Genomic DNA, 12051 nt, shown 5'->3' on the forward strand with positions numbered 1-12051 from the left:
GAATGCCCTGTGTAGACTTGCGCTGTATGGACCTTGAGGCCCTCTCGCTGACACTGCGGCTGGCAGCCGCCACCACACTGATTCTGCTCCTGATCGCCCTGCCGCTGGCCTGGTGGATCGCATCGGGGCGTGGTGTCGCTCGTGCGCTGGCGCAGGCTGTCGTAGCTCTGCCGCTGGTGCTTCCTCCGACGGTGCTGGGCTTTTACCTTCTGATCGCCATGGGACCGCTGACATCGCCGGGCCGGCTGCTGATCCGACTCTTTGGTCACCCGCTCGCCTTCAGCTTTGAGGGACTGCTGATCGGATCGGTGCTGTACAGCCTGCCGTTTGCCGTGCAGCCGTTGGTCGCCGGGTTCGAGTCCGTCGATGCCGGGTACATCGAGGCGGCCGCCGGTCTGGGGGCCTCTCCGGCGCGCGTGTTCTTCTCGGTCGTGCTTCCCATGGCGCGTTCGTCGCTGCTTACCAGCACGGTGCTGGCGTTCACCCATACGGTGGGCGAGTTCGGCGTGGTCCTGATGCTGGGAGGAAATATTCCAGGTGCGACGCGGACGCTTTCGATCTCGCTGTACGACCTGGTGGAGGACAGCAACTATGCCGCCGCAAACAGGACGGCGCTGGCGCTGGTTATATTCGCGATGGCGGCTCTGCTGGTGATCTACCTGCTGCCGGGGATGCGTCGCAGCCGGGGAAGGCAGGCTGACCTTGTCCGATAACCAACCCGATAACCAGTTCCAAAGGCTGCTCAGCGTAAACCTGAAACATCGTGTAGGCGGGGTCTCGCTCGACGTGGCCTTTCGTCTCACCGAGCCGTGGACGGTGCTCTTTGGGCCTTCCGGCAGTGGCAAAACCACGGTGTTGCGGGCGATTGCCGGGTTTGTAAGGCCGGATGAGGGGCGGATTGTCCATGGGCCGATGGATCGCGTGTTGACCGATACGCAGAATCGCGTGTTCGTGCCAGTTCATCTGAGACCGATCCGGGTGGCGGCACAGGCGGCGAAGTTATTCCAGAACATGACCGTCGCGGAGAATGTGGCCTACGGGATGCAGTGGCGTTCACATCCGGCGGATGAGCAGCAGGTTCTCCAGGAGGTGCTGGAGAAGATGCGGCTGGCCACCCTTGCGAAACGCAGAACCGAGAAGCTGAGCGGAGGAGAACGGCAGAGAGTATCCGTCGCGCGTGCGATTGCCGCGACGATTGCTTACGACGGAACTGACAAGCCGCTGCTTCTGCTGGATGAGCCCTTTGCGGGTCTGGACGCGATCTTGCGGGATGAACTGGTGATGATGCTGCGCGAGTGGCTGAGAAAGTGGAAGATTTCGGTACTCTCGGTCTCTCACGATCCGGCCGAGTGTTATCTGCTGGATGCCTCGGTTATCCGACTTGCGGAAGGGCAGGTGGTCGACCAGGGGCCGGTGGAGCAGGTGCTCGCTGAGGAACGGCGGCGGTTGCTGGCGCGACTTCGCGCTGGGTGATCGGAAGCCCTGGTACAGCTGACCTGAGTTGCTGCCCTGACAGATTTGTGACGCGATAAAAAATACAGCGATTCTTCGCTCCGCTCAGAATGACGTCGGTGAAGACAGGATGCAAAATCGAAAGTTCAACCGAGTTGGACTGGCTCCTGCTCGAGCTCGATGGAAAAGCGGGTCTTCACCGTTTGCTGAATTGTATTTCGCAGAGCGAAGATATCGGCAGCGGTAGCATTGCCGCGGTTGATCAGCGCGAGCGTGTGGCGAGAAGAGATTCCGGCTTTTCCCATGGCGTAGCCTTTGACGAAGCCTGCGCGCTCCAGCAGCCACGCCGCGGCGAGTTTGATGCGGCCGCCTTCGGCGGGCCAGTGAGGAATCTGATCCGGTGAAAGCCCCGCAGTGGAAGCTACGTATTGGAATATCTCAGGTGTAACGATGGGATTTTTGAAGAAGGAGCCAGCGCTGCGGCTGTCCGGCTCGCCTTCGATGATCAGCATCCCCTTACTGTGCCGAATCTCGCGCACCGCGTGATAGATCTCGAGCGGTGTTGGCTCGCTGTGGCCGAAGTGGCGGGTCAGGTCGGCGTAAGTCAGGCTGGGCCTGCGGGCCAGATCGAAACGAAAAGTGACCGCAGTGACGATATAGCGGCCACGGTCTGTCGTGTTGAAGATACTGTGCCGGTAGGCGAATCCGCAGGCTTCTCTTCCAAGCGTGATGAAGGTAGTAGCCTCAAGATCGAGTGCACGGACCGAGGTTATCGTTTCCGCAACCTCCTGGCCGTACGCGCCGACGTTCTGGACCGGAGTTCCGCCGACGGTGCCGGGGATTCCCGCGAGACACTCGATGCCACTGATTCCCTCCTGACAGACCGAGAGGACGAAGGAGTTCCAGTCGGCTCCGGCCGGGACCGTGTATTCGACCAAGCCGCCATCATGGACCGATGTAACCGCATCGTTGAGAGCCATATGGAGAACAAGGCCTTCGAAGCCTGCATCAGATACCAGCAGGTTGCTCCCACCGCCCAGAACGAAGATCGGAAGACCGTTTTTCCGGGCAAATGCGATGGCATCCAGGAGATCGTCTTCCGTCCGGATCTCCGCAAAGTAGAGGGCCGGACCTCCGATGCGAAGGGTCGTAAACGGGGCAAGCGAAACATTCTGCTGGATAGCAAGGGTGTTCTGGTGCACGGGTTTGAGGGTATATCAGACCAGCCAAAAGGCGAAGGCGGACAGGTGATGACGCAGCTTCCGATACACCGGTACAATGGAGACAGGATCGAAGGACGGACCGGACTTCAAGGTTGCCGATCTTTCAAGGGGGAGCTTTTATGTATCCAGAGATTATGGTGATTCCGATGCGCGAGGAGTTGTCCCGCGCGGGAGTACAGGAGGTTCGCTCTGCCGATGAGGTGGACGCGGCGCTCGCCAAGCCCGGAACCACGATGGTTGTGGTGAACTCGATCTGCGGGTGCGCAGCCGGCAAGATGCGGCCCGGCGTCCGCCTGGCGCTTCAGCACACGACCAAGCCTGATCAGCTGATCACAGTCTTCGCGGGACAGGACCGGGACGCCACCGAGCGCGCCCGCAGCTACTTCGGCGGACATCCGCCCACCTCGCCCGCCATCGCGATTCTGCGCGACGGTCAGCTGGTGTACCTGATGCAGCGCTCGGCCATCGAGACCTCGACGGCACCGGCGATCGCACAGGAGCTTACCCGGGCATTCGATACCTACTGCGCTGCCGCTACAGCGTAAGTTACTCATTTTCAAGAAGCCGGGGATCGGGTTTCTATCCAGTCCCCGGCTTTCGTGTTTTTGAGACTCATCGCAGAGCGAAACACGCCGATAGATGGAAGTAACATGACCATCCAAGGCGCCTATCCGGCTGATGCTTGCGGAGCATTCGAGACCGCCAACGAATCCCCGAACGCCGGACCGACCTATATTCTTGCCGGCGGGAGCGCCGCGATGCAGCGCCTGCGCCTGCAGATCGAACGGATCGGGCCGCACTTTCGCACCGTGCTGCTGCGAGGCGAAACCGGTACAGGCAAGCACCTGGTGGCGCGAGCACTCCATGCCTCAAGCCGCCGAGCGCAGGCTTCCTTTAGCGTCTGGAGCGGTTCCCGGCTGGATGGCAGCGAGCACGATGCCACACGTGCCTCTTCCCTGTTTGTTCGAGCCGCAAAACAGGGCACGGTCTTTCTGGACCGCGTGGATGAGATGTCTCCGCGCGCGCAGAAGAATCTGCACGCGGCGCTTACCCAGGAAAATAGTCTGCGCACGATTGCGGCATCGCGGCAGGACCTTCGCGTCATGGCTACCGCAGGACTGTTTCGTCATGACCTCTACAGCGGGCTCTCGACCGTGGAGATCGTACTGGAGCCGCTGCGCAGTCGGGTGGAAGATATCCCCGAACTCGCTGGTCTTTTTCTAGGCCGATTCGCGCAACGTTATTGCAAACCGATCGATGCGATCGCCCCCGAAGCGATGAAGATGATGCTGAACCATCCCTGGCCGGGCAATGTCCGCGAGCTTGAGAACGTTTTGCACAATGGCGTACTCCAATGTGAAGGCAGGATGCTTCTTCCAGGACATCTATTGTGTTTTATGACCGGGGAGAAGGCTTTTGAGAGATGGGACACCACAAGAACCGTCGAGCCACTGCGCCTGCAGGACGTCGTCGACCGGCACGTTCTGCGGGTGCTCCAGGAATGTTCCGGCAACAAGGTGCGCGCCGCGGAGGTGCTTGGGATCAGTCGCTCTACCCTTTACCGGATGCTGGACACCCGCGCCTTCGAGGCCAACACACGCCAGACCTAATCCCTTCGCACGATACACTGACCCTTGAAGGTTGAGGTGTCTATGAAGAGGTCTGAACTGCTCAGGACGCGTCTGGCAGCTGCTGCTGTTCTGGCGGTGGCGTGTATTGGATTTGCCGCTGGAATCGCAAAAGCACAGGATGGTCCGCTGGGACCTCCGACGATGGCTCCGGAGCGCGGCCCCCAGACCGTGGAAGAGAGAAGCAAAACGCTGTCTGCGCTGCTGAATGACATATGGCAGGACCGTCTGAAGCACTCTCCTGAATATGCCTCCTTCCTGGGAGACAAGCGATACAACGATCAGTGGACTGACTATTCGGTGAAGGAAGTCAACGCCTCGCTGGAGCGCGGACGCGTCTTCCTGGACCGTCTGGCTGCGATTGATGTAACTGGTCTGAAGCCGCAGGAGATCCTGTCGCGCGATCTGATGATCCGCGACCTGACCGATGTCCAGGAAGGCGCAGGCTTTAAGGAATGGGAGATGCCCGTCAATCAGTTCACCGGCTTCCACACGGACATGGTGCAACTGGTCAGCAGCCTCTCCTTCGACACCGTTAAGGATTACGACGACTACATTACTCGTCTCAAGAAGGTTCCCACCGTCTTTTCGCAGAACATGACCAACATGCAGCTTGGGATGGATGAAAAGCGGGTTCCTCCCGCTTACCTCTTGGAGAAGGTGGTCACCCAGACCGAGGCGATTGCCTCACAGAAACCGGCTGACAGCCCTTTCGCTGAGCCGCTCAAGAAATTCCCGGCCAGCATCAGCGCGGCAGACCGCAAGCGGATCAGCGATGAGATGCTGGAGGCCATCTCCACAAACGTGCTTCCGTCCTATTCGCGTTTCGCGAGGTTTCTGAAGGCCCAGTATGTTCCTGCAGGACGTAAGGATCCCGGAGTCTGGGCTCTGCCGGATGGGGATGCCTACTACGCCTTCCGGGTCCGCCAGAGCACGACCGAGGACAAGACTCCGGCGGAGATCCACCAGATCGGCCTGGATGAGGTCAAGCGGGACGAGGCCGAGATGCTGGCCATCGTCAAAAAACTCGGTTTTCAGGACATCAAGAGCTTCAGCGCAGCGATGAAGACGAATCCCAAGCTGCATCCTGTCTCCAAAGAAGCTTTGCTGGACGACTACAAGGGCTATATCGCAAAGATGGAGCCGAAGTTGCCTGAATTGTTCGGAACGCTACCCAAGGCAAAGCTCGAGGTACTTCCCGTCCCGGCGTACATTGAGAAGGACCAGGCCGCGGCCTACTACAATCCGGGCAGTCAGGACGGCAAGCGCCCCGGACGGGTATATGTGAATACTTACAACTTTGCTGAAAGGTCGCTGGCGCCCGTAGAGGCGGTCTCCTACCACGAAGGCATTCCAGGGCATCACCTGCAAATCTCGATCGCGCAGGAGCTGACCGGGTTGCCCGAGTTCCGCAAGCAGGAGTACTTTACGGCCTACACCGAAGGCTGGGGCCTCTACAGTGAGCGACTGGGCAAGGACGTCGGTTTCTACCAGGATCCATACAGCGACTATGGCCGTCTGGAGGCCGACATCTGGCGGGCGATTCGCCTGGTGGTCGACACCGGAGTTCACTCGCAGCACTGGACCAGGCAGCAGATGGTGGACTACTTCCACGAACATTCGTCGATCGATGAACCCAACGTGCAGGCAGAGGTCGACCGCTATATCGCATGGCCGGGGCAAGCCCTGGGCTACAAGATGGGACAGCTGAAGTTCCTGGAGCTGCGGCAGAAGGCCCAGCAGGCTCTGGGACCGAAATTTGATATCCGGCAGTTCCACGACGTTGTGCTCGATTCCGGCGCGCTCCCGATGGATATGCTGGAGAAGCAGGTCGATGCGTGGATCGCATCCAAACAAAAGTAAAGGATGCATGTCTGGTAGCCTTTTGAGATGAGCGAAGAAACGTATGAAGCGATAGCGCCGACCCCGGCGATGCCTAACCTTCGTGTGGCAATCCTGGGCACCGGCAAGATGGGCGGCATCCTTCTGCAGGCTTTTCTGAAGAACAACCTGCTGGGTCCCGACCAGATCTTTGCCACGGTGCATCATCCGGAACGGGCGCAAGCTCTCTCGGTGCAGTATGGCATCGAGATGACGACTGACAATCTTGCCGCGGCCAGTCAGGCCGACGTTATCCTGCTGGGGGTAAAGCCCGTGCAGGTGCCCGCTCTGATCGAAGAGATTCGTCCGGCGTTGTCCCCGCAAAAGGTGGTGATCTCCATTGCGGCTTCCGTAAAGACGCGGAGCATCGAAGACGCCGCAGGATGCGAGCTTGCCGCCATTCGCGCCATGCCCAACACTCCGGCCATGCTGGCCGCAGGCGTCACGGCGCTCTGTGGAGGCAGGTTCGTCACCGAGGAGCAGATGGACATCGCCCAGCGAATCTTCCAGACGGTAGGCCGTACCGTCGTCGTGGACGAGAAGCACATGGATGCAGTGACCGGGCTCTCCGGCTCTGGGCCGGCGTTCCTCTACATCATCATCGAGGCCCTGGCCGAAGCGGGCGTAAACGTGGGTCTGCCCCGGGATATAGCGACACTCCTCGCAGCACAGACTACGCTGGGTTCTGCGCGCATGGTGCTCGAGACCGGTTATCACCCGGCGCTGCTGAAGGACGCGGTGACTACGCCTGCAGGGTGTACGGTAGACGGCATCCTGGAGCTTGAAGAAGGCGGCTTGCGCGTAACCCTGATCAAGGCCGTCAAGAGGGCGACCCAGCGTGCGCGCGAGCTGGCCAACGGCTGATCGTGCAGCTTTGTGCGGTATCCGGCAGCGCGCTGTAATCGCTGCCGGGATCGTAGAATAGAGCCATGGCGACAGCATCGACCTCTGCGGTTCCGGTACGGCAGCCTTCGCGTCTGCTGGGGGCGTTCGCGTGGGTCGTGGTGGGGTATAACATCCTCGTCGTCCTGTGGGGAGCAGTCGTTCGCGCCACCGGATCAGGAGCCGGATGCGGAAAAGCCTGGCCGCTTTGCAACGGAGATTTCGTCCCACATCATCCCCGCCTGGCAACCATCATCGAATTTACTCACCGCTCCATGAGCGGCATATGTACGGTTCTGATTGTTGCACTGGCGGTGTGGGTCTTCCGCGCGACAACTGCCGGGGATCGGGCCCGGAAGAGCGCAATCGCCTCGGTCTTCTTCCTGGTTACGGAAGCCTTGCTTGGAGCAGCACTCGTTCTGGGTGGCTGGGTCGACCACAATATCTCGGCCGCACGCGTCATCATGCAGTCGATCCACTTCACCAACACCATGCTGCTGCTGGCGGCACTGGGTGTGACCGCGTGGTGGATCAGCCGGCGCGATCATACGAGCAGCAAGACACGTGCAGAAGGCACTTTAGTGTGGCCAGCATGGATCGCCGCGATCTCGACCATCGTCGTAGGGGCGACAGGAGCCGTCGCCGCATTGGCCGACACCCTCTTCCCTTCTCCATCTCTGCGCGAGGCTCTTGCAGCGGATTTTGCCACCTCCGCTCCATTGTTGGTACGAATGCGCTGGATCCATCCGGCATCGGCTTTGGTGGGTCTCTGCTGCGTTCTCTGGCTTGCTCTGCGCGTCCGGTCGAAGCTCAGCGGAACCGTAGTTGCGCTTCTAGCCCTGCAGATCCTTCTTGGGATCGTGGATGTTCTTACGCTGGCTCCTACCTGGATGCAGATCGTGCATCTGCTCGTGGCAGACATTTACTGGATCGCACTGGTGGCCTTGGTAGGGGATACGATATGGCCCGCCAGTCGGCGGGCCTTGAGCGCTGCATAAAGCAGAGGGACCATCTGCAGAAGGCCCCTCTCTCATTAATTTAGATTCTGGATTCCTACTTCCCGGTAACTTTGTCGGCAGCCTTCTCCGTTCCATCCTTGGTTTTGTGGTAGGCCTTCTTTGTGCCCGATTTGGTCTTGTCGTAGGCCTTTTCCGTTCCGTCCGCGGTCTTGTCGTAGGCTTTCTCGGTTCCGTTCTTGGTCTTGTGATAGACCTTCTTCGTACCCTTAGTGACACCATGAGCAGTATCCTGCGCGGCGGACTTGGTCTCATGACCAGCCTTCTTCATGTCCTGCGATGCGTCCTGAGCGAATGCAGTGAGAGAAAAACACGTTGCAAGCGTGAGGGTGATCATTCCAAATTTAGCGATCTTCATCGTTTCATTCTCCTGCCATACCCTGCTTTAAAGGGGTGGTCTGGTAGCACTATAGACGGACGCGATTTGAAGCGCTAGAGCGGATTTTTGGCATCGGTTAATTGGAGCCTGGCGCCTCTCGAAGAAGCTGGTTTTTGAGAAGCAATTCCGACACCAGGCGCTGCAGCCTGAGGTTTTCTGTCTCCAGCGCTGCAATGCGAGTCTGGAAGGACTCAGGCAGTGACAGGTGATTTCGAGCCTCTGGGCTTGTTGGAGGATCAGCAACAGATTCCTGGCGCTCTTCGTATGTCATCAGGTATATCTCCATCAAGGAACACAGCTTACGAATGTGCTTCGTTGTCCGCGGCTGAACCGGCTGGCCTCCAACCGCATCGAATGCCCTGCCGAAAACGCATACGTTCCTCAGGGGTCATCTGTTCGAGGCGCTCCTTCATCCGGCCACGCCACCGCTGACCACCGCCACGACGATGAAACCCGCCAAAGAGAATCCTGGCTAACAGGAACAAGCCGACAGCCTGCCAGAAGGTAATCGCATGCCAGCCAAAGATCGGAGGCATCAGCACGTTCCAGAGCCCCTTCACGAGAAATCCCAACGCAGTTCCTGCAACAACGGCGAACAACAGGCCCTTGCAGATCTTTTCGAGCTTATGCGAATGCATATCGTTCTCCTTCTCACATCTCAGGGCGAAGCTCATGCACCGCCTCCGAAATCTTCATAAATACTCTCCAAACGATGCCGCAGATGTTGGACGGCATATCGCTTGCGTGAGAGCAGTGTGTTGATGCCGATGCCGGTCTCAGCGGCATATTCCTTGAAGCTTGTTCCTAAAACCTCATGGGCGACAAAGATCTCACGCTGCTCGGCCGGAAGTTCCTCGATCGCATCCTCCAATGCTTCAAGAAGCACTTTGCGAGCATAAGCGGCGTCGGGTCCGTCCCCAGCCGAGGGCAAGAGGTCTTCCAGCGCAACAGGAGGGTCCTCCCCGTCAGAGACAGTGCAATCACTGAGGGATTGCGTGCGCCGCCGGCGGAACAGATCCACAATCCGATTGCGCGCCACGCGAAAGAGCCACCCGGTCACATGCTCGATCGGTTTCATCATCCGGTAGGCCTCAAGCAGCTCGAAGAAGACGTCCTGAAGGATATCTTCGGCTTCTCCGGAGTCAGCCACATAACGGCGGATGAAACCGCGTAGGCGCGAACGATCCCGCTCCATCGCCTCTGAAAAGAGCCGATCCTGCTCAGGTACGTCCCAACCGTCCATGTGGCTTAACGTCATCTGCTGCAAAGACGCTTCAGGGCCCTGATTTATTGTGCCGGAATGCGAGATATTTTCGAAAAGCAACATTTGCCGGATTCTTCACATTCAGAGAGAGAAGGTGCGGTAATCTCATAGACCTCATATGACTGCTGGAAAGAAAAGCGCGAAACCTAAGACAGATATTCCATCTCAGAAGTTCGCTCATGGCCCGGTTGCGGAAGACAGGTTTCTGGATCGCGACGAGTCATGGATGAAGTTCAATCAACGCGTTCTGGAGGAGGCCGAGGACTCGGACAATCCACTGTTGGAACGGGTCAAATTCCTGGCCATCACAGCGAGCAACCTGGACGAATTCTTCGAGATCCGGGTCGCCGGAACGCTGCAGCGCATCGAAGACGGCTACAGTCAGCCTGCTCTTCCGGACGAAGGCGGTCTCACTCCTCAGGAGCGACTGGACCGGCTCAGCGAGCGCATCGTACAGTTTGTCGAGGCGCAATATCAGTGCTGGACGGCTCTTCTGCTGCCAGCCCTGCAGAAGGAGAAGATCCGCGTTCTTCGTTGGGAGGACCTGGACGAAAAGGCGCGCGCTCGTGCCCTGCAGTTCTATGCCGAAGAAGTCGATCCGTTGCTGACCCCCGTCACCATCGATCCTTCGCACCCCTTTCCCCGCGTGCTTAACAAGGCCCTTTGCGTGGGCTTGCTACTGCGTCACAAACGTCGGCAGGCCGGTACTCGAAACGTACCTGCAGCCTTGGGAGTGGTCACAGTGCCGAGGTCGTTGCCGCGCCTGATTTCCCTGCCGAGCGAAGATGGGTTCGTGGACTTCATCATGCTGCATGAGTTGATCGAGTCCCAGGCCGAGAAGATGTTTCGTGGCTATGAGGTGCTGGCACGCGCCGCCTTTCGCGTAACCCGCAACAGTAACCTGTACATGCAGGAGGAAGAGTCGCGATCGATTCTTGAGAGCGTGCGAACAGAGCTGCACAACCGCCGCAAAGGAGCTGCAGTACGGCTTGAGATTGAGAACAGCGCGCCGGAAGAGATGATCGAGCGGCTGCGGACCAACTTCGAGCTTGACCCCTGGCAGGTATTTCGCACCGATGGCCCGGTGAATCTATCGCGGCTGATGAATCTATACTCCGAGATCAAGAAGCCTGCGCTTAAGTTTGTTCCATTCGCAGGCAAAGAGTTCCGGCTCAGCAGCAAGTCCACGGATATCTTTGACGAGCTGAGAAAACGGGACGCCATGTTGCACCACCCGTTCGATTCGTACTCGGCAGTCGAAAGCTTTATCGAAGCAGCCGCGATGGACCTGAATGTGATCTCGATGAAGCAGACGCTTTATCGGACGAGCAAGGACTCCCCCATCTTCCGCGCTCTGATCGAAGCGGCGCAAAGCAAGGACGTAACCGTCGTGGTGGAGCTGATGGCGCGCTTCGACGAAGACTCGAACATCCGCTGGGCGCGCGAACTGGAAGACGCCGGCGTAGGCGTCTATCACGGCATCTATGGCTATAAGACGCATTGCAAACTGGCTCTGCTGGTCCGCCGCGATCCAGATGGAGTGGTACGGCGATATGCCCATCTCGGCACAGGCAACTACAACCCGGTAACGGCGCGTTTCTACACCGACATTAGCCTGCTGACATCGCGGATCGAGCTGACGGCAGCCATTCAGAAGGTCTTCAACTATCTGACCGCCGAGACCGAGATGACCAACTACGACCCCCTGCTGGTCGCACCCATTACACTGGCCGACCGTCTTGTTGCTTTGATTGAGCGAGAAGCCGGGCATGCAAAGGCGGGTAAGCCAGCAGCCATCATCGCCAAGATGAACGGCCTGCTCGATCGCCGGACGATCGAAGCGCTCTATGAGGCCTCCCAGGCTGGCGTGGAGATCGACCTGATCGTGCGCGGCATGTGCTCGCTGCGGCCGGGGATCAAGGGGCTCAGCGAAAAAATTCGCGTCCGGAGCATCGTAGGGCGTTTCCTGGAGCACAGCCGCATCTTCTCCTTTGCCAACGGTGGCGAAGACGAGATCTACTGCGGCAGCGCCGACTGGATGCCCCGCAACCTGGTCGAACGCTGCGAGGTCGTCTTCCCCGTCACCCAGCCTGACCTGAAGAAGCGCCTGCGCGACGAGATTCTGAAGGCCTATCTGGATGACAACACGAAGGCCCGCCTGCTGCAGTCCAACGGAGAATACGTTCGGGCACCAAAGGGCAGCACCTCATTTTCGGCCCAGGATTACCTGATGAGCCTGGCCGAGACCACTGAAGAAAAGGTTCCGATCAGGAAACTCGCTGGAGATTAAGAGGCTTTCCAGTCCAGACCAAATAGAAAAGGCCAT

General features: G+C 58.9%; 12 protein-coding genes. 8 read left to right on the forward strand and 4 right to left on the reverse strand.

The window, feature by feature from the left end; genetic code table 11:
• Nucleotides 1–26 precede the first annotated feature (26 nt).
• Together modB and GWR55_RS05785 are read left to right on the forward strand one after the other, a co-directional pair.
• Nucleotides 27–713 carry a molybdate ABC transporter permease subunit gene (modB, locus tag GWR55_RS05780; RefSeq protein ID WP_162401413.1) on the forward strand — a complete coding sequence of 229 codons (687 nt, stop codon included), beginning with the start codon at nucleotides 27–29 and terminating at the stop codon, nucleotides 711–713.
• Nucleotides 703–1473: an ATP-binding cassette domain-containing protein gene (locus GWR55_RS05785; protein WP_238398667.1), complete on the forward strand. Its 771-nt coding sequence runs from the start codon at nucleotides 703–705 to the stop codon at nucleotides 1471–1473. Before modB ends, GWR55_RS05785 begins: the two co-directional genes overlap by 11 nt.
• Nucleotides 1474–1598: 125 nt before the next feature.
• Here GWR55_RS05785 and GWR55_RS05790 read toward each other — a convergent pair whose 3' ends face one another.
• Nucleotides 1599–2654 (reverse strand): UDP-N-acetylmuramate dehydrogenase, encoded by a 1056-nt coding sequence (locus tag GWR55_RS05790; RefSeq protein ID WP_162401414.1) that lies wholly within the window; start codon nucleotides 2652–2654, stop codon nucleotides 1599–1601.
• Between the two features lie 140 nt (nucleotides 2655–2794).
• Here GWR55_RS05790 and GWR55_RS05795 point away from each other — a divergent pair, with 140 nt between their 5' ends.
• The 5 genes from GWR55_RS05795 (at nucleotide 2795) to GWR55_RS05815 (ending at nucleotide 8064) form a co-directional block, all read left to right on the forward strand.
• Nucleotides 2795–3220, forward strand: coding sequence for a BrxA/BrxB family bacilliredoxin (locus GWR55_RS05795; protein ID WP_162401415.1), 426 nt, complete (start codon nucleotides 2795–2797; stop codon nucleotides 3218–3220).
• A gap of 105 nt (nucleotides 3221–3325) precedes the next feature.
• Nucleotides 3326–4285, forward strand: coding sequence for a sigma-54 dependent transcriptional regulator (locus tag GWR55_RS05800; RefSeq protein ID WP_162401416.1), 960 nt, complete (start codon nucleotides 3326–3328; stop codon nucleotides 4283–4285).
• A 42-nt stretch (nucleotides 4286–4327) separates the two neighbouring features.
• Complete coding sequence (locus tag GWR55_RS05805) at nucleotides 4328–6166, forward strand: DUF885 family protein (RefSeq protein ID WP_238398668.1); 1839 nt, start codon at nucleotides 4328–4330, stop codon at nucleotides 6164–6166.
• Between the two features lie 27 nt (nucleotides 6167–6193).
• Nucleotides 6194–7048: a pyrroline-5-carboxylate reductase gene (gene proC, locus GWR55_RS05810; protein ID WP_162401417.1), complete on the forward strand. Its 855-nt coding sequence runs from the start codon at nucleotides 6194–6196 to the stop codon at nucleotides 7046–7048.
• A 65-nt stretch (nucleotides 7049–7113) separates the two neighbouring features.
• Entirely contained in the window at nucleotides 7114–8064 is a 951-nt protein-coding gene (locus GWR55_RS05815) for a COX15/CtaA family protein (protein WP_162401418.1), read from the forward strand.
• A 55-nt stretch (nucleotides 8065–8119) separates the two neighbouring features.
• Here GWR55_RS05815 and GWR55_RS05820 read toward each other — a convergent pair whose 3' ends face one another.
• The 3 genes from GWR55_RS05820 to GWR55_RS05830 all read right to left on the reverse strand — a co-directional run bounded on the left by GWR55_RS05820 (nucleotide 8120) and on the right by GWR55_RS05830 (nucleotide 9788).
• Nucleotides 8120–8440 carry a hypothetical protein gene (locus GWR55_RS05820; protein WP_162401419.1) on the reverse strand — a complete coding sequence of 107 codons (321 nt, stop codon included), beginning with the start codon at nucleotides 8438–8440 and terminating at the stop codon, nucleotides 8120–8122.
• Nucleotides 8441–8760: 320 nt separating this feature from the next.
• On the reverse strand, nucleotides 8761–9099 hold the full coding sequence (locus tag GWR55_RS05825) for a hypothetical protein (protein WP_202925586.1): 339 nt from the start codon (nucleotides 9097–9099) through the stop codon (nucleotides 8761–8763).
• Between the two features lie 32 nt (nucleotides 9100–9131).
• Nucleotides 9132–9788: an RNA polymerase sigma factor gene (locus GWR55_RS05830; protein ID WP_238398669.1), complete on the reverse strand. Its 657-nt coding sequence runs from the start codon at nucleotides 9786–9788 to the stop codon at nucleotides 9132–9134.
• 55 nt (nucleotides 9789–9843) lie between these two features.
• On the opposite strand from GWR55_RS05830, the gene ppk1 reads away from it, so the two are divergent.
• Nucleotides 9844–12015, forward strand: a complete 2172-nt coding sequence (gene ppk1 / locus GWR55_RS05835; RefSeq protein WP_162401420.1) for a polyphosphate kinase 1 — start codon at nucleotides 9844–9846, stop codon at nucleotides 12013–12015.
• Nucleotides 12016–12051: the final 36 nt, after the last annotated feature.

It is taken from the genome of Edaphobacter sp. 12200R-103, assembly GCF_010093025.1.
Classification (GTDB): domain Bacteria; phylum Acidobacteriota; class Terriglobia; order Terriglobales; family Acidobacteriaceae; genus Edaphobacter.

Coding starts and splice junctions, on each gene's coding strand:
- GWR55_RS05795 (WP_162401415.1), top strand. CDS start 2,795: ATGTATCCAGAGATTATGGTGATTCCGATGCGCGAGGAGTTGTCCCGC.
- modB (WP_162401413.1), top strand. CDS start 27: ATGGACCTTGAGGCCCTCTCGCTGACACTGCGGCTGGCAGCCGCCACC.
- GWR55_RS05805 (WP_238398668.1), top strand. CDS start 4,328: ATGAAGAGGTCTGAACTGCTCAGGACGCGTCTGGCAGCTGCTGCTGTT.
- GWR55_RS05800 (WP_162401416.1), top strand. CDS start 3,326: ATGACCATCCAAGGCGCCTATCCGGCTGATGCTTGCGGAGCATTCGAG.
- GWR55_RS05815 (WP_162401418.1), top strand. CDS start 7,114: ATGGCGACAGCATCGACCTCTGCGGTTCCGGTACGGCAGCCTTCGCGT.
- GWR55_RS05825 (WP_202925586.1), bottom strand. CDS start 9,099: ATGCATTCGCATAAGCTCGAAAAGATCTGCAAGGGCCTGTTGTTCGCC.
- GWR55_RS05820 (WP_162401419.1), bottom strand. CDS start 8,440: ATGAAGATCGCTAAATTTGGAATGATCACCCTCACGCTTGCAACGTGT.
- proC (WP_162401417.1), top strand. CDS start 6,194: ATGAGCGAAGAAACGTATGAAGCGATAGCGCCGACCCCGGCGATGCCT.
- GWR55_RS05830 (WP_238398669.1), bottom strand. CDS start 9,788: ATGTTGCTTTTCGAAAATATCTCGCATTCCGGCACAATAAATCAGGGC.
- ppk1 (WP_162401420.1), top strand. CDS start 9,844: ATGACTGCTGGAAAGAAAAGCGCGAAACCTAAGACAGATATTCCATCT.